Origin of the sequence: Chryseobacterium sp. C2(2020), from assembly GCF_014218915.1 — a bacterium.
In the GTDB taxonomy this organism is placed as follows: Bacteria; Bacteroidota; Bacteroidia; order Flavobacteriales; family Weeksellaceae; genus Chryseobacterium; species Chryseobacterium mucoviscidosis.
In genome coordinates this window covers 22,731-46,551 of sequence record NZ_JACLCT010000016.1, presented here as the reverse complement: position 1 = coordinate 46,551, position 23,821 = coordinate 22,731, and the positions used below count along the sequence as shown (strand labels likewise).

At 35.2% G+C, this 23,821-nt stretch carries 22 protein-coding genes; 14 read left to right on the top strand and 8 right to left on the bottom strand.

Translation table 11 applies throughout. The features are described 5' to 3' along the window. Positions 1-84: 84 nt before the first annotated feature. The 6 genes from H6W52_RS10955 to H6W52_RS10930 all read left to right on the top strand — a co-directional run bounded on the left by H6W52_RS10955 (position 85) and on the right by H6W52_RS10930 (position 8,074). A complete protein-coding gene (locus tag H6W52_RS10955; protein ID WP_116098617.1) occupies positions 85-495 on the top strand; it encodes a hypothetical protein in 411 nt (136 codons plus the stop codon). Between the two features lie 346 nt (positions 496-841). Further along, positions 842-2,269 (top strand): adenylosuccinate lyase, encoded by a 1,428-nt coding sequence (gene purB, locus H6W52_RS10950; protein WP_116098618.1) that lies wholly within the window; start codon positions 842-844, stop codon positions 2,267-2,269. A gap of 332 nt (positions 2,270-2,601) precedes the next feature. Further along, positions 2,602-3,075, top strand: coding sequence for an IS200/IS605 family transposase (gene tnpA, locus H6W52_RS10945; RefSeq protein WP_108411511.1), 474 nt, complete (start codon positions 2,602-2,604; stop codon positions 3,073-3,075). A gap of 282 nt (positions 3,076-3,357) precedes the next feature. Beyond that, complete coding sequence (locus H6W52_RS10940) at positions 3,358-7,062, top strand: phosphoribosylformylglycinamidine synthase (RefSeq protein WP_116098619.1); 3,705 nt, start codon at positions 3,358-3,360, stop codon at positions 7,060-7,062. Next, positions 7,040-7,426, top strand: a complete 387-nt coding sequence (locus H6W52_RS10935; protein ID WP_116098620.1) for a ribonuclease inhibitor — start codon at positions 7,040-7,042, stop codon at positions 7,424-7,426. Before H6W52_RS10940 ends, H6W52_RS10935 begins: the two co-directional genes overlap by 23 nt. A 33-nt stretch (positions 7,427-7,459) precedes the next feature. Next, the gene (locus tag H6W52_RS10930; protein WP_116098621.1) at positions 7,460-8,074 is read left to right on the top strand and encodes an SGNH/GDSL hydrolase family protein; all 615 of its coding nucleotides are present in this window, start codon (positions 7,460-7,462) and stop codon (positions 8,072-8,074) included. Between the two features lie 28 nt (positions 8,075-8,102). Here the strand turns inward: H6W52_RS10930 and H6W52_RS10925 are convergent, their stop codons facing one another. Further along, on the bottom strand, positions 8,103-8,453 hold the full coding sequence (locus H6W52_RS10925; RefSeq protein WP_116098622.1) for a diacylglycerol kinase family protein: 351 nt from the start codon (positions 8,451-8,453) through the stop codon (positions 8,103-8,105). 196 nt (positions 8,454-8,649) lie between these two features. Here H6W52_RS10925 and dnaN point away from each other — a divergent pair, with 196 nt between their 5' ends. The 3 genes from dnaN to H6W52_RS10910 all read left to right on the top strand — a co-directional run bounded on the left by dnaN (position 8,650) and on the right by H6W52_RS10910 (position 13,665). Continuing rightward, positions 8,650-9,780 carry a DNA polymerase III subunit beta gene (gene dnaN / locus H6W52_RS10920; protein WP_076394496.1) on the top strand — a complete coding sequence of 377 codons (1,131 nt, stop codon included), beginning with the start codon at positions 8,650-8,652 and terminating at the stop codon, positions 9,778-9,780. Between the two features lie 590 nt (positions 9,781-10,370). Beyond that, positions 10,371-12,773, top strand: a complete 2,403-nt coding sequence (gene pheT / locus H6W52_RS10915) for a phenylalanine--tRNA ligase subunit beta (protein WP_116098623.1) — start codon at positions 10,371-10,373, stop codon at positions 12,771-12,773. A 481-nt stretch (positions 12,774-13,254) separates the two neighbouring features. Continuing rightward, the gene (locus H6W52_RS10910; protein WP_185216712.1) at positions 13,255-13,665 is read left to right on the top strand and encodes an META domain-containing protein; all 411 of its coding nucleotides are present in this window, start codon (positions 13,255-13,257) and stop codon (positions 13,663-13,665) included. A gap of 47 nt (positions 13,666-13,712) precedes the next feature. On the opposite strand, the gene H6W52_RS10905 is transcribed toward H6W52_RS10910, so the two are convergent. From H6W52_RS10905 to H6W52_RS10875, 7 genes are all read right to left on the bottom strand, one after another. Then, positions 13,713-13,952, bottom strand: coding sequence for a hypothetical protein (locus H6W52_RS10905; RefSeq protein ID WP_002977986.1), 240 nt, complete (start codon positions 13,950-13,952; stop codon positions 13,713-13,715). A 38-nt stretch (positions 13,953-13,990) separates the two neighbouring features. Continuing rightward, positions 13,991-15,310 carry a hypothetical protein gene (locus tag H6W52_RS10900; protein ID WP_116099615.1) on the bottom strand — a complete coding sequence of 440 codons (1,320 nt, stop codon included), beginning with the start codon at positions 15,308-15,310 and terminating at the stop codon, positions 13,991-13,993. Between the two features lie 72 nt (positions 15,311-15,382). Beyond that, positions 15,383-16,273 carry a 3-hydroxybutyryl-CoA dehydrogenase gene (locus H6W52_RS10895; protein ID WP_175608832.1) on the bottom strand — a complete coding sequence of 297 codons (891 nt, stop codon included), beginning with the start codon at positions 16,271-16,273 and terminating at the stop codon, positions 15,383-15,385. A 24-nt stretch (positions 16,274-16,297) separates the two neighbouring features. Further along, positions 16,298-16,711 carry a hypothetical protein gene (locus H6W52_RS10890; RefSeq protein WP_116099616.1) on the bottom strand — a complete coding sequence of 138 codons (414 nt, stop codon included), beginning with the start codon at positions 16,709-16,711 and terminating at the stop codon, positions 16,298-16,300. Positions 16,712-16,777: 66 nt separating this feature from the next. Continuing rightward, a complete protein-coding gene (gene bla, locus H6W52_RS10885; protein WP_116099617.1) occupies positions 16,778-17,656 on the bottom strand; it encodes a class A beta-lactamase, subclass A2 in 879 nt (292 codons plus the stop codon). A gap of 66 nt (positions 17,657-17,722) precedes the next feature. Then, complete coding sequence (locus tag H6W52_RS10880) at positions 17,723-19,444, bottom strand: cellulase family glycosylhydrolase (protein WP_116099618.1); 1,722 nt, start codon at positions 19,442-19,444, stop codon at positions 17,723-17,725. Between the two features lie 317 nt (positions 19,445-19,761). Next, positions 19,762-20,724 carry a Gfo/Idh/MocA family protein gene (locus H6W52_RS10875; protein WP_116099619.1) on the bottom strand — a complete coding sequence of 321 codons (963 nt, stop codon included), beginning with the start codon at positions 20,722-20,724 and terminating at the stop codon, positions 19,762-19,764. Between the two features lie 157 nt (positions 20,725-20,881). Here H6W52_RS10875 and H6W52_RS10870 point away from each other — a divergent pair, with 157 nt between their 5' ends. The 5 genes from H6W52_RS10870 (at position 20,882) to H6W52_RS10850 (ending at position 23,818) form a co-directional block, all read left to right on the top strand. Next, entirely contained in the window at positions 20,882-21,535 is a 654-nt protein-coding gene (locus H6W52_RS10870) for a protein-L-isoaspartate(D-aspartate) O-methyltransferase (RefSeq protein ID WP_076394516.1), read from the top strand. A 167-nt stretch (positions 21,536-21,702) separates the two neighbouring features. Continuing rightward, entirely contained in the window at positions 21,703-22,098 is a 396-nt protein-coding gene (locus H6W52_RS10865; RefSeq protein ID WP_116099620.1) for a DUF1801 domain-containing protein, read from the top strand. A gap of 65 nt (positions 22,099-22,163) precedes the next feature. Further along, positions 22,164-22,391 (top strand): prevent-host-death protein, encoded by a 228-nt coding sequence (locus H6W52_RS10860; protein WP_087706328.1) that lies wholly within the window; start codon positions 22,164-22,166, stop codon positions 22,389-22,391. A 106-nt stretch (positions 22,392-22,497) separates the two neighbouring features. Continuing rightward, complete coding sequence (locus H6W52_RS10855) at positions 22,498-23,472, top strand: 2-hydroxyacid dehydrogenase (RefSeq protein ID WP_116099621.1); 975 nt, start codon at positions 22,498-22,500, stop codon at positions 23,470-23,472. Between the two features lie 52 nt (positions 23,473-23,524). After that, the gene (locus tag H6W52_RS10850; RefSeq protein ID WP_076394522.1) at positions 23,525-23,818 is read left to right on the top strand and encodes a hypothetical protein; all 294 of its coding nucleotides are present in this window, start codon (positions 23,525-23,527) and stop codon (positions 23,816-23,818) included. Positions 23,819-23,821: the final 3 nt, after the last annotated feature.

Here is a 23,821-nt window from a genome sequence, read left to right as displayed (position 1 = left end):
TTTTTTTGTATTTTTGAATAAACAATAACTCATCAATGCTTTGGCATAATTTTTTAGATAATTGAAAACTTAAAATTTTTAAAAATGAGAAAAATAATTTTATTCAGTACAATGTTCCTTGGTTCATTAGTCTTTGCACAGCAAACGCATATCGTGGGCGGAGATAAAGATGTTCATGGCTGCAAAGCTTCCGCAGGTTATACTTATTCGCAGATCAAAAATGATTGCGTAAGAGTTTTTGAACAGAAAATTAAATTAAACGAGATAAGTTCAGATAAAAGCTATACCACATCAACAGCGGTTATTTTCAGTAAAAACATGAAGAAAGCCGAAATTTTTATTCCAGACGGAAGCGCAAACAGCATTATTCTCGACAGGAAGGGAAAAAGCAAGGTTTGGAAAAGCGGAAAGCACATCAAAGACACCTATGTTTTGGTACCTTATAAGAAGACAGGCTATCAGATTAAGAAAAATGATGTTGCCATTTATCAATAAATGAAAGAGTCATTCGAAAGAGTGACTTTTTGTTTTTTATGAGACAGTATTTCACATAAAATAATCTGAACAACAGTACATCAGCTATCAACCATTAATCATAATCTTTTTTGGAGCTATTTCCCGCTTTCCATTACAATCTTTTTTTTTAAAAAGGATTTTCATTGCAATCGGGGCTAGTAAATCAGATGTGTTTAGTTAAATTTGAAACAAAAATTCGACTTTAACCCCTTTAAAAATGAGTTTTTTAAGATAAAAATCAAAAAAATACTAAATCAAATCCCTTAATTTTTATCTCTCATTGAAAAACCGTATTTTTGCATATCTAAAAAAGTAAAAGAAAAGAATGAATTCCTACAAAAATCCTTTGGAAGAACGCTATTCAAGCGAAGAAATGTTGTTTAACTTTTCTCATAACAATAAATTCCAGAACTGGAGAAAGCTTTGGATTGCCCTTGCTGAAATCGAAAAAGATCTTGGTCTTGACATTACAGACGAGCAAATCGCCGAATTGAAAGCCAATGCTGAAAATATCGATTACGAAAAGGCTGCCGAATACGAGAAAAAATTCAGACATGATGTAATGGCTCACGTTCATACGTATGGTGATGTAGCACCTTCAGCAAAAGGAATTATTCATTTGGGGGCAACTTCAGCGTTTGTAGGAGATAATACAGATTTAATTCAGATCCGTGACGGACTTTTAATCTTAAAGAAAAAGTTGGTTAACGTTATTAAAAACTTAGCGGATTTTGCAATTCAATATAAAGATTTACCAACCTTAGGATTTACACACTTTCAGCCGGCGCAATTAACAACGGTAGGAAAAAGAGCAACCCTTTGGCTTCAGAGTTTAGTCCTTGACATCGAAGAGCTTGATTTCTTTTTAGAAACATTACGTTTCAGAGGAGTAAAAGGAACAACGGGAACGGCTGCAAGTTTCTTAGAGCTTTTCAACGGTGATTATTCCAAAGTAAAACATTTAGATAAAGAATTGTCAAAAAGATTCGGTTTCGAGAAAGTTTTTGGCGTTTCCGGACAGACTTACGACAGAAAAATAGATGCTAAAGTAGTCGCTTTATTAGGAAATATTGCTCAATCGGCTCATAAATTCACCAACGATTTACGTTTGCTTCAAAATCTGAAAGAAATTGAAGAACCATTCGAGAAAAACCAGATCGGTTCATCTGCAATGGCTTACAAACGTAATCCAATGAGAAGCGAAAGAATCGGGGCATTGGCAAAATACGTTATGTCTTTAACCACAAGTTCTGCAATGGTAGCTTCGACCCAATGGTTTGAAAGAACTTTGGATGATTCTGCAAACAAAAGATTAACTATTCCTCAGGCTTTTTTAGCTGTTGATGCGATTCTGTTAATTTGGAATAACATCATGAACGGAATTGTTGTATATCCGAACAGAATCAACAAACATATTATGGAAGAACTTCCTTTCATGGCGACAGAATACATCATTATGGAAGAAGTGAAAGCTGGTGGTGACCGTCAGGAAATCCACGAAGTGATCAGAGTTCATTCCATGGAAGCGTCTAAAAAGGTGAAAGAAGAAGGTAAGGAAAATGATCTTATCGAAAGAATCCTGAACGACGATTCATTAAAACTGGATAAATCAAAATTAAAAGAAGTTCTTGATCCTAAAAACTTCATCGGTTTTGCACCAATTCAAACGGAAGAATTCATTGCAAATGAAGTTCAGCCGATTATTGATGCCAACAAAGATTTGATAGGATTAGAAGCTGATCTTAAAGTATAATATGGTATGCAGTCCTTTTGGGCTGCATATTTTTTAAGATTTGGTTTGATGAGATAGCAGTCCTACGGACTGCAACGTTATTACAATAAATTTTCTACACAGATAAGATTCCTAACGGAATCAACTTGAAGAATTGTAATATTAATAAACATTCCAGAGGAATGTCATCTGTGTAGATAATAAATAAAGAGGCGTTTGCAGTCCGTAGGACTGTTATCTGTGTAGCAAAAAGATTGGTATATGAATTTGTTTTCTTTAGAAACTAAATCTGTATTCATTGGGAATTTGACAAAGATAATTTACCTTTGAAGAAGTGATGAAAATAAAATTTTATGCCCAACACCTATACACAAATTTATATTCAGGTTGTCTTTGCTACAAAAGGACGTGATATTAAAATTAAATCAGAAGTACGAGAAGAAATTGAAAAATATATTTGTGGCATATTTAGCAATAAAAATCAAAAAGTATTAGCTATTTATGCAAATCCAGACCATATTCATATCTTCTTCAGTTATAAGAATTTGCAGGTTACAATTCCGGAACTGATTAAAACGGTTAAAATTGAATCCTCAAATTTTATTAATGACAGGAAATTGTGTTTAGGAAAGTTTTTCTGGCAGGAAGGTTATGGTGCATTTTCCTATGCAAAAAGCCAAAAGGATAAAGTTGTAAATTATATTCTGAATCAGGAAAAACATCATTCGAAGAAGAGTTTCAGAGAAGAATATATGGAGATGCTGAACGCATTTGAAATTGAATTTAAGAATGAATATTTATTTGAATTTTATGATGAATTGAGTTAATTTTTTATTGTAAAATGATTTTTTAATAAAGAAAAATAGCAGTCCTACGGACTGCGCTATCTCTGACAATATAATTTTCTACACAGATACGATTCCTAACGGAATTCTCTTTAAAATTATAATGAATATCATTCCGTAGGAATGTTATCTATGTAGTAAGAATGCAAATAAATATGAAATCCGCAGTCCGTAGGACTGCTATATAATCAATGTATGCTGATTTAAAATCATTCCGTTGATTAATTTAAAAAAATAAATAAATCTAAATAAAACTGACATCTAATGTCTCAAAACAAAAGAATTTTCGTAGAAAAAAGAGGAATTTTCGATGTAGAAAGTCCAAAAATTTTTGATGAAGTAAAAGCGGTTATTCCGTCCATCCAAAAAGTAAAAGTATACAACGTGTACGATATTTTCGGATTAAATGGCGGTGAATTCCAAAAAGTGGTTAACAGCACTTTCGTAGATCCGGTTACGGATATTTTAATCGAAGAAAATCCTGCACAGGGAATTTATTTCGCATTGGAATTTTTACCTGGGCAATATGATCAGCGTGCAGATTCTGCTCAACAATGTATTGCTTTATTGACCGGAAATGAAAAATCTAAAGTAAGAAGCGGAAAGCTGATCGAATTCGAAGGTATTTCCGAATCTGATTTGGTGAAAATCAAAGACCTTTTGATTAATAAAGTGGAATCTCAGGAAAAAGATTTATCAACTTTAAACATTCCTGCGGAAGAAATCCCTTCAAAAGTAATTGTTCATGAAGGTTTTATCAATTTTGATGATGCTCAGCTTGAGGAATTCTTTAATAATCACGGTTTTGCTTTAGGTTTAGACGATTTAAAATTCATTCAGGAATATTTTAAATCGGAACAGAGAAATCCTACAGAAACGGAACTTAAAGTTTTAGACACCTATTGGAGCGACCACTGTCGTCACACAACATTTGAAACGGAATTGTCTAATATCGAATTCGAAGGACAGTTTAAACATACATTGGAAACCATTTTCAATGATTACATTGAAAAAAGAAAATTCTTAGGACGTGAATTGAAGCCTATTTCCTTAATGGATCTGGCAACCGTTTGCGGAAGATATTTCCATAAAACAGGCAATTTGGAGAATCTTGTGGTTTCTGACGAGATCAATGCCTGTACAATCCAGATTGAAGCTGAATACGATGGTAAAAAAGAACCGTGGTATTTATTATTCAAAAACGAAACCCACAATCACCCGACAGAAATAGAACCTTTTGGCGGTGCTTCAACTTGCTTAGGTGGTGCGATCAGAGATCCTTTGTCTGGGCGTTCTTTTGTTTTCCAAGCGATGAGATTAACGGGTGCAGCGGATGTTTTGGAACCGGTTGATAAAACATTACCGGGAAAATTGCCTCAAAAAACAATCACAAAACAGGCGGCAAACGGATATTCATCTTATGGAAATCAAATAGGTTTGGCGACAACAATGGTTTCTGAAATTTATGACGAAGGCTACAAAGCAAAAAGAATGGAAGTTGGTTTCGTTGCCGGAGCAGTTCCTGTAGACTGGGTAAGACGTGAAAAACCTGAAGCTGGTGATTCAATCATTATTTTAGGAGGAGCAACAGGTCGTGACGGAGTTGGAGGAGCAAGCGGAAGTTCGAAAGAACAGGACGAAACTTCAATCCACACCATGAGTTCTGAAGTACAGAAAGGAAATGCCGTTGAAGAACGTAAAATTCAGAGATTGTTCAGAAATCCTGAAGTAACGAGACTGATTAAAAAATCAAATGATTTCGGAGCGGGAGGTGTTTCCGTGGCAATTGGCGAAATCGCAGATTCTTTAGAAGTTAATTTAGATGTTTTACCTTTAAAATATGAAGGGTTAAACGGAACCGAGCTTGCTATTTCCGAATCTCAGGAAAGAATGGCGGTTGTAGTAGAACCAAAAGATAAAGAACAGTTCATCAAATTCTGTGAGGCTGAAAACATTGTGGCTGTAGAAGTGGCAAAAGTAACAGATTCAGGAAGAATGCAGATGTTCTGGAAAGGCGATAAAATTGTTGATCTTTCAAGAGCGTTTCTAGATACGAATGGCTGTTCAAAAAGTCAAGAAGTTAAAATTACTCACCTTAATGAAGTAAAAGAAGAAACTCCGGCATTTAATGAAGAGAATTTCCTAAAGATTTTAAGCGATAAAAATGTGGCTTCTCAGAAAGGATTGCTGGAAATGTTCGATTCATCGATTGGTGCGACTACGGTTGCAATGCCTTTGGGTGGAAAATATCAGCAGACTTTAATGGAAGGAAGTGTTCAGACATTGCCTATCATCGGAGCAAAAGATATTGAAACCGTTTCTCTGGCGAGTTGGGGATTCGATGCAGAAATTTCTAAACAGAACTCTTTACTTGGAGCCTCTTACGCTGTTGTAGAAAGTGTGGCGAAAATCGTCGCAATGGGTGGCGACTATAAAAATATCAGATTCAGTTTTCAGGAATATTTTGAAAAATTAGGTCAGAATCCTGAAAAATGGGGAAAACCTTTGGCTTCACTTTTGGGAGCTTACGATGCGCAAATTAATTTCGGTTTGGCGGCTATCGGAGGTAAAGATTCAATGAGCGGAACGTATCAGGATCTGAATGTGCCACCAACATTGATTTCTTTCGCCTGTGCAAACGGAGAAAAGAGAAATATTATCTCTCCTGAATTTAAGAACAAAGGAAATAAAGTGTATTTCTTCAATCATATCGCTCAGGAAAACGGACTTCCAAACTATGATGCTTTAAAAGATATTTATGAATTTATTTTCGAAAATATCAAAGCAGGAAAAATCGTTTCTGTAAAAACAGTAAAAGAAGGCGGATTAGCGGTTGCTTTGGCAAAAATGAGCTTCGGAAACAGATTGGGCGCTGACATTTCGACTCCGCTCAATGTGACAAATTCTTTATTAGCTAAAAATATTGGTAGCTTAATTATAGAATCTAAAGAAGAATTAAGTTCTGTAAATCTTCAATTGATAGGTCAAGTTGTTTCAGACGAAGTTTTAACGATCAACAATCAATCAACAACCATAGACAAATTATTAGCCGCAAACACGAACACCTTCGAACACCTTTTCCCAACAGTTGAAAAAGAAAAAATAACGGTTGAAATCGATGAAAAATTAAATTCAGTCAACCCAAGAAATATCATTATTAAAAAACACGGAATTGCTCAGCCAAAAGTATTTGCACCGGTTTTCCCGGGAACAAACTGCGAATACGATACACTGAATGCTTTCGCAAAAGAAGGCGCTGTAATCAGCAGTTTACCTTTAATCAACATCAATCACCAATTATTGGATGAAAGCATTGATGCTTGGGTTGAAGAAATCAAAACTTCTCAGATTCTGGCTTTCTCAGGAGGGTTCTCAGCGGGTGACGAACCAGATGGTTCTGCAAAATTCATTGTCAATGTGTTGAAAAACGAGAAGATGAGAAATGCCGTTCACGAATTGCTCGACAGAGACGGAATGATTATCGGGATCTGTAACGGTTTCCAGGCTTTGGTTAAATCCGGACTATTACCTTACGGAAGAATCAAAGATTTGGATGAAAATTCTCCTACGTTGGCTCACAACGCGATCAGAAGACATATTTCCCAAATGGTAAACGTAAAAGTCGTAAATGACGAATCGCCTTGGTTAAAAGGAATGAAAGATCAGGTATTTACCATTCCGATTTCTCACGGTGAAGGTCGTTTCATGGCTTCGGAAGCAGAAATTCAGAAGTTGTATGAAAATGGACAGGTTGCCACTCAATATTTAGACTTAGAAGGAAATATTGCTCACGGAATGCCTTTCAATCCCAATAATTCATTATTCGGAATTGAAGGAATCACCAGTCCTTGCGGAAAAATTTTCGGAAGAATGGGACATCCGGAACGTTTTGCAGAGGGTCTGTTTAAAAATATTCCAACTGCAAATTATCACAACATCTTTAAAAATGGAGTGGAGTACTTCAAGTAAAAACAAAATGACTGTCATCAATGGCAGTCATTTTTCAAATCTGGAAGCGTTCTATGAAGAAGTTTCATTACTTTTTTTGAAAGATGAAAATTGGAAAGTCGGAACTTTAGATGGTTTTGATGATATTTTGTATGGATACGAAGGTGAAATTATCTGGAAAAATGCCCGAAAATCAAAAGAAGATTTAGGTTTTGATCTCACGAAACAATATTACGAAAATAAAATCCGACAGGGAAAACCCTTCAACGTTACATTAATTCAGGAAAAACTTGATGATCTGATTGCAGGAAACGGACAAACGTTATTTGAAATTTTAATGGAAATTATAAAATCACACAAAAATATTACACTAATTTTGGATTGATTTTTAATTGAACAATTAACATTTGCTTAAACTATGTACGGATTATTTTTTGGCGACAGCATCACTTATGGAGAATACGATGGCGTTTTTGGCGGCTGGGTCGACATTCTGAAAAGATATGCTCTGCAAAAATACAATGAAGGAAGCAAAGAACTGATTATTTTCAACCTTGGAATCGGCGGCGAAACAACCGAAGGTTTGGTTAAAAGAATTTCTTCCGAAATGACGGCAAGAAATTCAGATGAAGGAAATATTATTTTTCTGGGATACGGCGCAAACGATCTGGCTGTAAAAGAAGATAACTATCTTGTAAATCCTGAAAATTTCAGAGCAAATATATTACAGGCGGTTCAGGAAGCGGAAAAATATTCACCAATAATTTACTTAATAAGCATTCTTCCGATTGCTGAAAAATTAGACGGAATTATCACTGCATCCGGAAAATTAAGAACAAATGATGAGGTTTTGGTATACAATCAGATTCTAAAACAAATTGCCAGAGAAAATTCTCTGAATTATATAGATTTTCATTCTGCTTTTCTGCAGGATAAAGAAATCCTGCTTTCAGAAGACGGCATTCATCCCAACGAAAAAGGTTATGGAATCATGGCTGAAATTGCCATTCCGATTATAGAAAAATATTTATAAACAACCTTCAGAACTGCTGAAAAAATCCTTAAACATATTTCCAGTAAACCATAACTCCGATGATAACTGATAAAATAGCCATCAAAACTACGGCTCCGGCAGAAATATCTTTGATGAAACCAATTCTTTTATCAAAATCAGGGTGAATAAAATCGCAGATTTTCTCAATAGCGGTATTCAGAATTTCAGTTGCTAAAACGCCGAAGGAAACCATTAAAATTAAAATAGTATCTGTAGAAGAAAGCTTTAGGTAAAAAATCAGAAACAAATTAACAAAGAAAGCGGCAAATTCAAGCTGAAAATTTCTTTCATGCTTCATCATGAGAAAAACACCCCGGAAAGCATTTCGTAAACTCTTATGTACAGGAGGTTTTCGCATATTGAAAGTTTTTTACAAATATAGTCAATTGCTAAAAGAAAATCCTTATCTTTAGTGCATTAGGATGTTTTCGGGCATCAAAAAGCAGAGCAGGAGAAGTTGTGAAATTATTTTGATGGATGTTAATAACTCTCAGAATTATTCTTTTCATTCTGTTTTCTATTTATTATATTTGTAAAAATTTATTTTTAAATCTATGAAATTTATTATTTCAAGTGGTGAACTACAGAAGGCTTTGCAAACTGTAAGTGGCGTAATATCAAGCTCTCAGTCGAGACCGATTTTAGAAAACTATCTTTTTGAATTAGACGGAACTCAGGTTACCATTACCGCATCTGACGGCGAAACGACTCTTGTAACTTCTCTTGAGGCAAAGTCTGATGATACGGGTAAATTTGCCGTTCCTGCAAAGATTTTTCAGGACTTCATCAAGACTTACGGAGAACAGCCTCTTACGTTGGTTGTGAAGGACAATGCGGAAGGAACAGGAAGTCAGCTTGAGATTTTAGATGAAAAAGATAACTTCGCCGTAGCATTGGATAACGCAGACGATTATCCGGAATTGCCGGAATTTGATGCCGCACAAAGTGTTACCATGCCTGCAGGAGTTTTATCTGAAGCCCTTACCAATACACTTTTCGCAACAAGTAACGACTCTCTTCGTCCGGTAATGACGGGAGTACTGTTCCAGTTTGGAGAAAATGAAACCAACTTCGTTTCTACAGATTCTCACAGATTGGTAGTATACAAAAGAAAAGATCTGATGAATGCTGAACCTATGGAATTCATCATGCCTAAAAAGCCTTTAAACATTTTCAAAAATATTTTAGCAAGTTCCAATGAAGACGTAACGATCGAATTCAACGAGAATATGGCAAAATTCACTTTTGGAAAGCACGTTTGGATCTGTAGATTAATCGACGGAAAATATCCTAATTATACAGCGGTAATTCCTAAAGAGAACCCGAATGTATTAACCATCAACAGAAATCTTTTATTAGGAGCGATTAAAAGAGCTTCCATCATGTCTAATAAATCCACCAATCAGGTAAGATTTAAGCTTTCTGCAAACATTCTTCACCTTCACGCAGAAGATACGGAGTATGCAAACAAAGCAGATATGCAGATTCCTTGCGATTACAACGGAGAAGATATCAACATCGGTTTCAGCTCTAAATTCTTAACGGAAATGTTAACGATTCTTGGTTCAGACGATATCACCATGAAAATGTCTCAGCCAAACAGACCTGGAATTATCGAACCTCTTGATGGTCTTGAAGAAAACGAAAGTATTTTAATGTTATCAATGCCGGTAATTGGATTGTAATTTTAACGTAAATAAAATAGGATAAGAGGTTTTGATTTTTTCAGAACCTCTTATTTTTTAGGAGCTATTTCCCGCTTTCCGCACTCGCTATTTACTTAGGAATCGGCTGCGGCAGCTTCGCTGCCGCAGCCGATTCCTAAGTAAATGAGCTCAAACAAAGCTGCAATCGGGGCTAGAATTGCAGTCCGCCGTTTTGCAATGAACAAAGAGAAGAAGTAATCTCCGGAATACATCTACAAATAGAAATCGAGGCTTAGTTTTAGAAACAGTAATAACAGATTTAAATTCTGCTGTCACTTGCTGAGTAGAACGCCTTAGCGAACAAAAATATTCGAAATTTAACAATTCTTTTCTTAGCGATCTTTTGCGTTAAAAAGAAGGTTTTTTAGACTGCCCCGTCGCTTCGCTCTTCGTAATGACAATGCCTTGCTGCTCCGGCAGGAAAAAGAAAGCTGCTAAATAACTCTTAAAGTTTCTCTCACATTTCTCTGTTTCTTAAAAAAACACGATATTTGTAACGCGAAAAATTCAAGTAAAATTTTCAAAATAAGCAAGGTTTCTTTTAACCTTGAAAAATAATAAATTATCAGATGAAAATATCAAACAACTGGCTTAAAGATTATATCAAAACGGACCTGAAAACTGAAAGAATCGGTGAGTTCCTTACAGATATAGGACTTGAAGTTGAAGGGATAGAAAAATTTGAAAGCATAAAAGGAAGCCTGGAAGGAATTGTTGTAGGTAAAGTTTTAACCTGCGAGAAACATCCGAATGCAGACAAATTAAAAAAGACAACCGTAGAAGTAGGAAACGGAAAGATTTTAAACATCGTTTGCGGAGCTCCCAATGTGGAAGCCGGACAAACCGTTCCCGTTGCAGTTGTCGGAACAAAAATCTATGATAAAACCGGAAACTTTTTCGAGATCAAAGAAGCAAAAATCCGGGGAGAGGTTTCTCAGGGAATGATCTGTGCAGAAGACGAATTGGGTCTTAGCGACGATCACGGCGGAATTATGGTTTTGGATGAAGAAAAGTTTGAAGTCGGAAAAAATTTCGCAGATTACTTTGAAATAACAAACGATGAAGTTCTGGAAATCGGTTTAACGCCGAACAGAACCGACGCGATGTCTCATTACGGTGTTGCAAGAGATCTTCATGCTTATCTTTCCACAAACAAACAGAAATCTGAGTTCGAAAAAGTATCTTCCGTTGCCCTGAACAACGAAGGTTCTCACGATTTTACATTAGAAGTGGAAGATGCAGAATTATGCCCGAGATATATCGGAGCGGTGATTGAAAATGTAAAAGTGGCAGATTCTCCGGCTTGGCTGAAAGACAGACTGAAAGCCATCGGATTAAGCCCGATCAACAATGTTGTAGATATTACCAACTATATCCTTCACGGTTACGGACAGCCGCTTCATGCTTTTGATGCAGATAAAATTGCAGATAAAAAAGTAAAAGTAGGGACAGTAAAAGAAGGAACAAAATTCACGACTTTAGACGGTGTTGAAAGAACTTTGAACGGTTCTGAAATCATCATTAAAGACGGAAAAGATACGCCGATGTGCATTGCCGGAGTTTTCGGAGGTGCCAATTCAGGGGTTTCTGCTGAAACAACTACCATCTTTTTGGAAAGTGCTTATTTCAATCCGGTTGCGGTGAGAAAAGGGGCAAAATTCCACGGATTGAATACCGATGCTTCTTTCAGATTCGAGAGAGGTGTGGATCCTAATATTACAAGAACAGCTATTACGCACGCTATTAAATTAATTCAGGAACTTACTGAAGGAAAACTTGTGGGAGAATTGCTGGAACAGTATCCTAAGAAAATTGAAGATCAGTATGTCATCATCAGATTTTCAAAAATCGAGCAGATTTTAGGAACGAAAATTCACAGAGAAAAAGTAAAGGAAATTTTAAAAGCCCTTGAAATTCAGGTTTTAAATGAAATTCAGAATGGTTATGAAATTTCTGTTCCCGCGTACAGAGCAGATGTTACCAGAGAAATTGATGTTATCGAGGAGATTTTAAGAATCTACGGATACAATAAGATCGATGCTCCTCAGAAAATTTCGTTTACGCCGGTAAAACTGGCTGCACAGGATCAGGATGAGCTTGAAAATAACTGGGCAAGAACGTTACAGGGATTAGGTTTCAATGAAGTAATGAACAATTCATTGACTTCTTTAAAAGATGAAACGGATGCTGTAAAATTATTAAATCCTTTAAGCAACGATTTGGCATTTATGAGAAAGTCTTTACTGGAAGGGCTTTTGCAGAATGCAATTTACAATATCAACAGAAAAAATCAGGATATTAAATTCTTCGAATTCGGAAAAATCTATCATAAGAGAGATCAATACGAGGAAAGAAAGCAACTGGCTATCCTTGTTTCCGGAAGAGATGTTGCAGAAAACTGGCTGCAGCCGAAATCTACGACAAGCTTCTATAATCTGAAAGCTTATGTAAAAGTTTTACTGGAAAGATTAGCAGTTGATTATAAAGAAGTGGCTTTGTCTGATGAAAGATTTTCTGATGCTTTGGCGTATGAAGTGGACGGAAAAGCTATGGTAAGGATCGGAAAAGTATCTTCTCAGATGCTGAAAGATTTCGATATTGAGCAGGAATGTTTCTACGCTGAAATCGAACTTGAATTTGCCCAGAAATTACGTTCTGAAAATCAATTGAAATTCAAAGATATTCCTAAATTCAATAAAATCAGAAGAGACCTTGCTTTACTGATCGATAAGAACGTGAATTACGAAGATCTTTATCAGACGGCAAAGAAAAATAAATCTCCGTACCTGAAAAATATTAATTTATTTGACGTTTACGAGGGGAAAAATCTTCCGGAAGGCAAGAAATCTTATGCAATGAGCTTCGAACTTTTAAACGAAGAGAAAACATTGGAAGAAAAAGAAATTACTGCGGTAATGGATTCCTTAATCAAATCTTTCCAGAAAGAATTCAATGCAGAATTAAGAGGTTAAAAAAATTACCTTTCGAATACAATATAAACGGACATTTGTCCGTTTTTTTTATGAGTAAAATTAAAATTGACAGCGATTTAAAGATTGAATGTTTTATTAAATTAACCTCAGTTCGGGATAAGAAAAGTTTTAAATAATTGATTTATAGCGTTGTATTATTTTATAGCAAAGAAAAACAAAAGATTTTTTTACTTATTGAAAGTTTGTAAGGTAAACAAAGGCACTTCGTTTATTTAAAAAAGACAAAAATGGTATTACTTTGATAAGTTTTACGCCTTTGTATATCTTAAAAGCTGAATTCCTGATAATTGAATCTCTTTGTTTAACCTTGCGTTTAATACTTATCCCGAACTTAGGTTAAATTCAGATAAATCATATTCAATTACAATTTTATCTGAAGTGTTAAAGAATAATAAAATCTTCCGAAACCCGTTTAAATAATAATAATTCCGTAAATTTGGTTTAAATCAAAAAGTAAACAATGAAGAATTTTTTTTTAAGTATATGTACTGCTGCAGTTTTGGTTTCATGTGGAACAATGTCGAGCTCTTCTGCTTCCAAAGTAGGAAAATCACAGCCTTCTCTTGCGGGTACAAAATGGGCTTTGGCTGATAATGTGAAAGGGAAAATTCCCACCCTGAATATTGAAGGAGAAAAAATCAGCGGTAATGCGGGATGCAACAATTACTTCGGAACGGCAAAAGTAGATCCTTCTATGGGAAATTTTTCTGCGGGAGCTTTAGGTTCTACAAGAATGGCTTGCGATAACATGAGCGTAGAAAAAAACTTTATGGATATGGTAGGAAAAGCCAATAAATATGTAGTAACCGGAAATGTTCTGGAATTGTATCAGGACAATCTTTTACTTTTAAAATTCAATAAAGCTGAATAAAATAAAAAGGAACTCAATCGAGTTCCTTTTTTATGTTTAAATTGTTATTAATCTTCCTCTTCTTCGTCGTACTTAGCCAACTCTTCATCACACCATTTAAACGCAGCTTCTACTACTTTTGTAGCCTCGTCTGCCATTGTTTCTTCGTCGTCACCTTCCAAATCATCCAGCCACTCAACTTCTTCTTCCTCAACGTTTAAGATAAATCTTGGATATTCTGTATGAACCACGAATAAATCTTCTGGAAATTCCGAATTATCTGCTAATAAAAACTTTGGTAATTTCATTTTTTTAATGTTTTAACTTTAAATCAAAGATAATAAAATTATTGGTATTTGTTCTTGTCAATCTTTATTTTTTGTAAAACTTTATACCTTGTTAACGTTGTTTTCTGAAGCGTATCTTTCGGTTTAAAAGTTAACGTAATATTCGGATTGATGGTACTCATCAGTTCGGCAACCTGTATTTTGTCAAGATCTTCTGCCGTTTCAAGATAAAACTTCAGCGGAATCTTCTCCATTTTTTCAGATTGCAGAAACTGTCTCATTTCTTTTCTGTTTTCAAGATAATTTCCTTTGGAAAGCCATGTAAATAACATTCCGGAAAGCAGACTTAAAAAGCCTAAAGCGTACGTTTTAACCTCAAAAATCATGAATAATTTCCTGAAATAAACCAGCCAGACCGGAAGACTGAAAGGAGCCATTAATCTGTAATCAATCGCATTCACAGAATAAAAATACTGAATAAAATACGAGCAGATCATCCCGAAAACACTTACAAAAATATAAAATGCCTCCGTTTCTGAGAGTTTGTATTTAATAAACAAAAACACAATCAGAAGAATATTTAAAAAGCCGATTCCGTAGATCGCATAATTGATCATTCCGCCTCCCGGATCTGCAATATGAATGAATGGGTTGAAAGTGGTACATAATCCCTGAAACAATTCAGCAAGAAGTTTAGAGGTAGGATGCAGACCGATTTCCAGAAATTGACTGACATAGTTTTCGTTAAAGTAATCAATAAAAAGAAATTTATACAAAACCACAAAAATTCCTCCGATGATTCCTGAAATAATAAATATTCCCGAATATTTTCGTTTCCAGAAAATCAATCCGAAAAGCCCGGTTCCGCCCATAATGAAAAGAGCGCTGTATCTTATGTTATACAATGCAATAAGGCTTAGTGAAAGATAAAAAACGGCTTTTCCTTTTTCTAGTTTTCCTTCAATAATTAATGTGGAAACATATAAAAATACCATAACAAACGGCAAAATCAGCGGTTCGCTCATAGTATAGGAGAAAATGGAGAGGAAGCTGAATAAAGCACATAAAACAACGGATTCTCTAAAGAAAAACTTCTTTTTCCATGTGAAAAAAATAATGAATAGAAATGCGGAAATTCCTACGATTTTACTTCCCCAGAATTCATCAAACCCGAAAAACGTAAAAAATTTTATTGCTAAAGGATATCCTAAAGGAGTCGTGGTATTGTCGATCGTCGGGAAAACGTGCGCAAATCTCATATAACGTATGGAATCCGGATTTACACGCCCTTTTTCATTAAGCAGAAAACGCAAAATGGTCATCACTAAAGTAATGATGACCATTGATATCTGAATATTTTTTTCTTTAAATTTTATCAAGGTTGCAGTTATTAGGTTATAGATTGCAGATTCAGAGCCTAAATTTATAACTTATAAGTCACAACTTAAAAATTATTTAGAAAACATTTTCGCTACTTTTTCTGCTTTTTTGCTTTCGGAGTAATCATAGAAACCTTCTCCTGATTTTACGCCTAATTTCCCTGCCATTACCATGTTTACCAACAATGGATTCGGAGCATATTTAGGATTTTTGAAGCCGTCGTACATTACATTTAAGATCGCAAGACAAACATCAAGACCAATAAAATCGGCAAGCTGAAGCGGTCCCATCGGATGCGCCATTCCCAGTTTCATTACCGTATCGATTTCCTCAACACCTGCAACGCCGTTGTACAATGTCTCGATAGATTCATTAATCATCGGCATTAAAATTCTGTTGGCAACAAATCCCGGATAATCATTTACTTCTACAGGAACTTTTCCTAACGTTTTGCTCATTTCATAGATCGCATCGAACGTTTCTTTGGAAGTGGAGTAGCCTTTAATGATTTCAACCAGTTTCATAATGGGAACCGGATTCATAAAGTGCATTCCGATTACTTTATCTGCTCTTTTTGTAGCCGCAGCAATTTTAGTGATCGAAATTGAGGAAGTATTGGTTGCCAGAATACAGTTTTCAGGAGCAAATTCATCCATCTGTCCGAAAATTTTCAGTTTTAATTCCTGATTTTCCGTTGCTGCTTCCACAATAAGATCGGCAGATCCAACTGCATCCTGAAGTGCCGTGAATGTCGTAATGTTCCCTAAAGTTTCTGCTTTTTGTTCTTCGGTAAGGTTTCCCTTTGCAATTATTCTGTCGAGATTGGTGGTAATGGTTTTAAGACCTCTGTCTAAAGCTTCCTGAGATACATCTACAAGATTTACTTTAAAACCGCTTTGTGCAAATGTGTGCGCAATACCATTTCCCATGGTTCCGGCTCCGATAACTACAATGTTTTTGATCATTTTTCCTTATTTAAGTTTTAATTATTTGCTGTTGATTAAAGTTAAATTTCGTGCATTGGAAAGATCTGCTTTTTTTACCGTCGTTGTTTCATCAAAACTCACATTACCGTCTCTGTTCGGTCTTTTCATCTGATTCTGGGTATTGATGGCAGCTTTCAGCTCTTCCACAAATTTGGTTTTCTGGGTTCTGGAGAAGGTATCTGTTCCGATGTAAATGTTAAATTCACCTTCTCTTCCCAAACCGCTTTGTTTGTACACTTCGAAATTTTTTATTTTGTTTTTTTTCTGAAACTGATTAATAAAATTCATCACAGGCTTATCCGATGGTGTTCCACAGCAAATACTGTGATACCCTACCTGCAGATAATTTTCGCTTTTCTGTGCGAAAGCAAAAGTACAGCAAAATATAGAAAGTGTTAAGATTAAATTTTTCATATCTCAAATTTTAATTGTCGTTTAATTATTAAAACAATTTCTAAGCCTAAAAATAAGCTTTAAAATTTAGTTATTAAAATTTTCGTAAACAACTTTAGCAATTTCTGCAACCATCTTTGTATTAGTCTCTTCGCTTTCCATAGAATCTGATACAAGTATACTTAGTGCAATGTGTCTACCATTAGGAAGAGTAATAATTCCTATATCATTTTCAGCAATAGTTAAACCTTTTTCATTTTTTCCTGAAGAACCTGTTCTATGAGCAACCGGAGTATCTTTTGGTAATAGTGCAACTATTTTATTAGAACCAGTTGTTGTTTGTATCATTGTTTTCATTAAAAATGAAGTTGAAGTTTTGGAAATAATCTTCTTATCGTAAAATCTTTTTAAAAGTTGATTCAGCGAATTAGTGGTACTTGTATTCCAATAATGAAATTCAAATCCTTCGTGCATTTTGCTTTCATCCGCTTTTATAGTAAAATCTTTTACTGTTAAATCATCCATAAATTTTTGTACAGATTGCGTTCCTCCTACTAAATGTATAAGAACATCTGTAATATTATTATCACTTTGCGAAATCATATATTGTAACAGTTCTTCAATAGTCATTTCTACATTTCCATTGGGATATTTATTTCTGAAAGGACTCCATGTATTTTCGTGTAGATCTGCTTTTGTTATTAAAATCTTTTGCTTTAAGTTTAGTTTTTTTTGATCAACTAGGTTTAGTACTGTTAAAGCTATGTGGAATTTGAAGACACTAAGTAAAGGGAGCTTTTTGTTTCCATTAATACTAAGTTTTATATTATCTTCAAAAGAATGTATAGAAACAGCTACCATTGCTTTTTTGTCTTTTGTAATTGAATTAATTTTCTGTTCCAAAACAGATTGCTGCGCAAAGATGATTCCTGAAATCAATAGAAAGAATAAGCTTATTTTTTTCATATTTTTTGTTTTAAAAATAAATCCCTCTTAGAAACTAAAAGGGATTTGCAAGTTATGATTTTTTCTTTATCTCACTTCAAGATGATTCAGATTAACGCCATCATTTTCGAAATAGATCCTGATTTTATTTTCTCCTTTTTTAAGATGGATTCCTTTTGCAGAAGCCGTTTTCCAAATTTCATTTCCGCCTGTTGAAGCCAATGAAACGATGGTTAATAGTTTTCCTGAAGCATCTTCAATCCGTATTTTCGCATCGTTTTCACTTGCATATTTTATCTCAAAAGTATATGCTTTATCAGCTTTAGAACTCATCGTATACTGAAGCCATTCTCCGCTTTCCGTTTTTCCGACGTAATATTCATTGTCTTTTGCTCTGTAAATATCAACACCGTCATTTCTCAGTTGATTTCCTGAATTCCATTCCGATCTTTTTGCGGGATCACTTACCCAAAGATTAATGAAATCTTTATCCGAATAAGCAGAACCCATTCTTCCCAGATCATAATCTGTTGCGAATATTTTTCCCGGAGCCTGAAGATTCTTGAAAGGTTTTGTGGAACCGTCTTTTGTCTGCCTGAACATCGCATCAATCACATCGTTTTTAACTTCCACATTGCTGAATTTGTAGTTTTCGGCGATTTGCATCAAAGCTTTCTTGGCGAATTCTTTAGATGGTTTTTCACCTCCGTTCTTCCAGTAATCCAATAATTTCTGATATTCCGGAGTAATTTTTACGTTGGTAATTCCTGCGATATTATCGATTTTTTTCATTGGCCAGAATGCGTAACCGATGTTGTGTTTATCCAAAAGCTGAATAAGCTCTGTAAACCATACATTTGAATTTTCGCCTGTTTCGCCCAGCCAGATCGGGATTTTGTGTTTCTCTCTTAAATCCAGCGCAAATTTCAGCGTAGCGTCATCATTATTATTCCAGTATTTATGAAAACTGAAGACCATATTATCGTCCCAAAGCGGCGTTAAACCGTTGTAATTATTTCCCCAACCGTTTCCTTCGATAATGATGATGTGTTTTTTATCAACAGTACGGATCGCTTCCGTGATTTCTTTCTGAAGCTTCCAAAGCGGAGCATTCGACATTTCGTCCGTTCCGTTTATATTTTTTCCTGTAAAATTGATATTCGGTTCGTTAATTAAGTCGTAACCACCGATCCATGGAGAATCTTTATATCTTTCGGCTAATTTCTTCCATAATCCGATGGTTTTTTTCTGATTTTCTTCACTTTCCCAAAGAGAAGGTTTCGATTTGTCGTTATCAGAAATATTCACATCATTTCCCTGTCCGCCCGGAGCTGCATGAAGATCGAGAATAAGGTACATCTTATTGTCTGCGCACCATTTCAGAAGATCATCAGTCATTTTAAAACCTTCTTCCAGCCATGTATTTTCTCCTTTTTTAGATTCTTTTTCAATCGGTAGAGTGTACAGATTATAATGCATTGGAAGTCTGATCGAATTAAATCCTGCTTTTTTCAGAAAATCAATGTCCTGTCTGGTAATTCCGTTTTTCAGATAAGCCTTGTAAAACTCATTCATTCCGTCTTCACCAATAAGTTCAGCAATTTTCTCCTTGATTTTGTACTGAGGACCTGCAAAGTCGGCGGTTTTCAGCATATATCCTTCCTGAAGCATCCAGCCTCCCAAGCCGAGACCTCGCAACTGAATATTTTCACCTTTATCATTAATAATTTTCTCACCTTGTGTTTTTAAAAGCTGTGATGTCCCAAATTGAGACAATAAAAAAGCGGATAATAGGATGGCTCTTTTCATAGTGATTTTAATTATTGAATTGTTAAGGGATTGTTATAAAGAAATTATTGTTGAATAATGGCAAATATATTTAAAATATGTTGAATAATATTAAAAACAGAAATTGAATTGAAAAAAATAATGATGATTACGAATATTGTATGGTGCAAATCCGGATCGGGATGAATGAGAAAATTAGTACTGTTTCGATGAAATGGAAATAGGCTGTTTAATTTTGGTTAAAGCCGATTGAGCATAAAAAAAACGGGTTTTTAGCCCGTTTCTATCAATAAATTATCGTGTTATTCGTGAAAATATTTGTGCGGTTTGTTAAAAAATTAAGAAATCAACTTCATAATCTCCAACGCAACTTTCAGCGCTTCCGTTCCGTCCTCAATAGAAACTTCTACGTGTTTGTCTTCCGTAATGGAGTCTGCAAAAGAATTAAGCTCATCCAGAATGGCATTATTCGGCTGAATATTCGGATATTCAAATAAAATCTGATTTTTCTCACCATCGGCATTTTCAATAATCATGTCGAATGGAGTAGGGTGTTCAGGAGCATCTTTCATGCGGATCACTTCCGCTTTTTTCTCAAGAAAATCAACGGAAATATAAGCATCTTTCTGGAAGAAACGGCTCTTTCTCATCGCTTTCATCGAAATTCTGGAAGTTGTTAAATTCGCAACACACCCGTTTTCAAATTCAATCCTCGCATTCGCAATATCAGGCGTTTTGCTAACCACACAAACGCCGCTTGCGTGAATATTTTTAACCTTAGATTTAGCAATGCTTAATAAAATATCCAGATCATGAATCATAAGATCCAGAACCACAGAAACATCTGTTCCGCGCGGATTAAATTCTGCTAACCGGTGAATCTCGATAAACATTGGATTCTTAATATACTCTTTCGTTGCAATAAACGCAGGATTATACCTTTCAACGTGTCCTACCTGAGCTTTGATGCCTTTTTCCTGACATTTTTGAAGAATTTCTTCCGCCTGTTCAAGAGTTTGTGTTACAGGTTTTTCAATGAAAAAGTGCAGACCTTTTTCAATTGCTTTTAGCGCGTAATCGTAATGATAAATAGTTGGCGTTACAATATCCAGCATATCAATCTGCTCCAGCAATTCCTCAAAATTCTCAAAATATCTATACCCGAATTCCGCTTCCAGTTTTTTTCCGTTTTCTGCGTCTCTATCGTGGAAACCGATGAACTCGTATTTATCTGACTGATTTAAAAGTCGTAAATGTATTTTTCCTAAATGTCCGGCTCCTACCAAACCTGCTTTCAACATAGCTGTATTAAATTTCTGTAAATATAACAATTTGTTGTTGGTTGTACGTAGACCCCTATCAGAAAATTAAAAACTGCGTGCAACAGTTTTTAACCCCCGACAAAATTTCATATTTTTGTGCGAACTGTTACCTGCAACCTAATAACTACTATCTATAATGGCGCAAGATTCGTTTGTACATAAAGGAAAAAGAAAGATTTTAGTGGAATATCTCCGAAACAGAATCGGGATTTCGGATGAAAACGTACTTTCAGCGATGAATGAAGTTCCGAGACACCTTTTTATTGAAAGTATTTTTGAAGATTTTGCCTACGAAGACCGTGCTTTTCCTATTCTTGCGCATCAGACGATTTCGCATCCTTCAACTGTTGCCGAGCAATCTGAACTTCTGCAGGTGAAAGAAGGAGAAAAAGTGTTGGAAATAGGAACCGGTTGTGGCTATCAGACCGCCGTTTTAATGGCAATGAAAGCCCATGTTTACACGGTTGAGCGACAAAAAGATCTTTTCGATTTTTCTAAAAAGAAACTCCGTGAAATGAATTTATATCCAAAATTCCAGAGTTTCGGAGATGGCTTTGCAGGACTTCCTACTTTTGCTCCGTTTGATAAAATTATCGTGACCTGCGGCGCTTCCGTTTTACCAACCGAACTTCTGAAACAGCTTAAAGTCGGCGGAAAAATGGTTATTCCTCTCGGACCAACCGATGAGCAGGTTTTATACAGATTTACAAAAATCTCACAGACCGAATTTGAAAAAGAGGAATTCGGGGCTTATAAATTTGTTCCGATGCTGGGAAATACCAATCAGTGATGCTTGTTTAATTGGGATGGATGAAGGGTAAGACCGTTTTCAGAAATAAATTGAAGAATATCTTTTCTGGCAGCAAAAATTCATTCAATTTGATTTTAGTAAAACCTGCATCAACACATAAAATAAAACAGAATAAATTTTTAATTTTAAAGAATTAAAAAATAAAAATGAATTCTGAAATCTCAAAATATAACAGTTCTCAAGCAGAATCCGATCGGGAAATCTGCGAAAGACTTTCTGAAATTCTCTGTGAGAATCTTATTGATGCTGAATCTAAAATCTGGCATTCTCATCCTGTCTGGTTTTTAGACGGAAATCCGATTGCAGGATACAGTAAACAAAAAAAAGGAATAAGACTGATGTTTTGGAGCGGCAAATCTTTCAATGAAGAATTTCTGAACGTTCATGGAGGAAAATTTCAGGATGCATCTGTTTTTTATAATAGTGTCTCAGAAATTAATGAAAAAGATCTGAAAAGAGCTTTAAAAAAATCGGAAACTATTCAGTGGGATTATAAAAATATAGTGAAGAGAAAAGGTGAATTAATTTTGATTCAAAAATAACATTTCTTCAAAATTCGGAACGAAAATTGAATATACATAATTGTCTAATTAACTAAAATCTTAATATGATGAATACCAAAAGATTTAAAATATTACAAGATTTCAGTAATATTCAGAACAGTTTTAAAATGAATTTCCGAAACAGAGCAGAAGATAATCCGGATAAAAAAGAATCCGAAAATAATCTTCAGATAAAGGATTTCAAAGCTAAAAAGTCGGAACCGAAAAGAAAAGTAAGAAGATCTGCACTGGAAATCTGGGAAGAAATAGAAGAACTGGCATCCGAATCTTAGAAAAAATAAATTTAATGTATAATTTTTAATATTAAAGTTGAAAAACCTTGCTTGTGAAGAGTGAGGTTTTTTACTTGAAGAAATCATTTAACCATCACAAAAAAATATGAAAATATTCATCAACAAAAGAATTCCTGAAGCAGGAATGCAGCTTCTTAAAGACGCAAATCTTGAAATATTCATTCCTGAACATGAAAATCTTTCACACGAAGAATGGCTGAGTTACTGCAAAAGCAATGATGCCATTTTAAGCGTGGGAGGAGAATTTAAATTCGATAAAGACTTTTTCAACGAATGTCCGAATATAAAGGCGATTGCCCTGTTTTCAGTAGGTTTTGATCATGTGGATATTCAGGAGGCAAGTGCAAGAAAAATTCAGGTCGGAAATACGCCCGATGTTTTAAGCAAAGCCACTTCAGATGTTGCATTTTTACTGATGCAGTCGGTTGCCCGAAGAGCAAGTTATAATTTTGAAAAAGTAAAATCCGGAAACTGGGGAGATTTTGATCCGCTGCACGCTTTAGGTCAGGAATTATACGGAAAAACGCTCGGTATTTTTGGTCTCGGAAGAATTGGATACGAAATGGCAAAAAAATCCAAAGCTGCTTTTGAGATGGATATTATTTATCATAATCGTCACCGCAATGAAGAAGCAGAAAAGAATTTGGGAGCCCAGTATGTTTCTTTTGATGAGCTTATTGAGCAGTCCGATGTTCTGAGCATTCATGCCAATTTCAAAACAGAGCAGAAAGAGCTTTTTAATGCTTCTGTTTTTGATAGAATGAAGAAAAATGCAATCTTCATCAATACCGCAAGAGGAGGCTTTCATCATCAGAAAGATCTTTACGATGCACTTTCTGGGCACAAAATCTGGGGAGCAGGGCTTGATGTCACAAATCCTGAACCTATTTTTAAAAACGATCCTATTTTAGAGCTTTCTAACGTTTGTGTGCTTCCTCACATTGGCTCTGCAACGGAAGAAGCAAGAAACGGTATGGCGAAACTGGCCGCTGAAAATCTTATCGCATTTTCGAAAGGAGAAAAAATGCCTGCCTGTGTAAATCCGGAAATTTACGGTTAATATCTTGGAACTATTTTTGTTTAATAATAAGTAACACCAAAAAAATAGCATTATGATACCCGAAAACAGCGAACAGGAACAGGAAAGAAGACTGGAACAGCGAGAGTACAAATCCAGTGAAGATATTTTTAATCAGGAAGAGCATATTTCCTTAGACGGAAACGGAAAACCAATTTTTAATGAAAAAAATGATGATGACAAACTGGATAAAGGATTGGATATTCCCGGAGTGGAAGATGATGATGAAATGGAAGAAATCGGGAGTGAAGATGAAGAAAATAACTACTGGAGTCTAAGTGATAATGACGACGATCATGAAGAGGAAAATGACGATGTTTTAACGTAATAT

Excerpts from the sequence above, each read along its gene's own strand:
- H6W52_RS10925 (WP_116098622.1), bottom strand. The coding sequence starts at position 8,453 with ATGCGAAAACCTCCTGTACATAAGAGTTTACGAAATGCTTTCCGGGGT.
- H6W52_RS10935 (WP_116098620.1), top strand. The coding sequence starts at position 7,040 with ATGGAGTGGAGTACTTCAAGTAAAAACAAAATGACTGTCATCAATGGC.
- pheT (WP_116098623.1), top strand. The coding sequence starts at position 10,371 with ATGAAAATATCAAACAACTGGCTTAAAGATTATATCAAAACGGACCTG.
- H6W52_RS10940 (WP_116098619.1), top strand. The coding sequence starts at position 3,358 with ATGTCTCAAAACAAAAGAATTTTCGTAGAAAAAAGAGGAATTTTCGAT.
- H6W52_RS10905 (WP_002977986.1), bottom strand. The coding sequence starts at position 13,952 with ATGAAATTACCAAAGTTTTTATTAGCAGATAATTCGGAATTTCCAGAA.
- H6W52_RS10890 (WP_116099616.1), bottom strand. The coding sequence starts at position 16,711 with ATGAAAAATTTAATCTTAACACTTTCTATATTTTGCTGTACTTTTGCT.
- H6W52_RS10875 (WP_116099619.1), bottom strand. The coding sequence starts at position 20,724 with ATGTTGAAAGCAGGTTTGGTAGGAGCCGGACATTTAGGAAAAATACAT.
- H6W52_RS10850 (WP_076394522.1), top strand. The coding sequence starts at position 23,525 with ATGATACCCGAAAACAGCGAACAGGAACAGGAAAGAAGACTGGAACAG.
- H6W52_RS10860 (WP_087706328.1), top strand. The coding sequence starts at position 22,164 with ATGATGAATACCAAAAGATTTAAAATATTACAAGATTTCAGTAATATT.
- H6W52_RS10855 (WP_116099621.1), top strand. The coding sequence starts at position 22,498 with ATGAAAATATTCATCAACAAAAGAATTCCTGAAGCAGGAATGCAGCTT.
- H6W52_RS10910 (WP_185216712.1), top strand. The coding sequence starts at position 13,255 with ATGAAGAATTTTTTTTTAAGTATATGTACTGCTGCAGTTTTGGTTTCA.
- H6W52_RS10865 (WP_116099620.1), top strand. The coding sequence starts at position 21,703 with ATGAATTCTGAAATCTCAAAATATAACAGTTCTCAAGCAGAATCCGAT.
- H6W52_RS10880 (WP_116099618.1), bottom strand. The coding sequence starts at position 19,444 with ATGAAAAGAGCCATCCTATTATCCGCTTTTTTATTGTCTCAATTTGGG.
- bla (WP_116099617.1), bottom strand. The coding sequence starts at position 17,656 with ATGAAAAAAATAAGCTTATTCTTTCTATTGATTTCAGGAATCATCTTT.
- tnpA (WP_108411511.1), top strand. The coding sequence starts at position 2,602 with ATGCCCAACACCTATACACAAATTTATATTCAGGTTGTCTTTGCTACA.
- H6W52_RS10955 (WP_116098617.1), top strand. The coding sequence starts at position 85 with ATGAGAAAAATAATTTTATTCAGTACAATGTTCCTTGGTTCATTAGTC.
- H6W52_RS10930 (WP_116098621.1), top strand. The coding sequence starts at position 7,460 with ATGTACGGATTATTTTTTGGCGACAGCATCACTTATGGAGAATACGAT.
- dnaN (WP_076394496.1), top strand. The coding sequence starts at position 8,650 with ATGAAATTTATTATTTCAAGTGGTGAACTACAGAAGGCTTTGCAAACT.
- H6W52_RS10870 (WP_076394516.1), top strand. The coding sequence starts at position 20,882 with ATGGCGCAAGATTCGTTTGTACATAAAGGAAAAAGAAAGATTTTAGTG.
- purB (WP_116098618.1), top strand. The coding sequence starts at position 842 with ATGAATTCCTACAAAAATCCTTTGGAAGAACGCTATTCAAGCGAAGAA.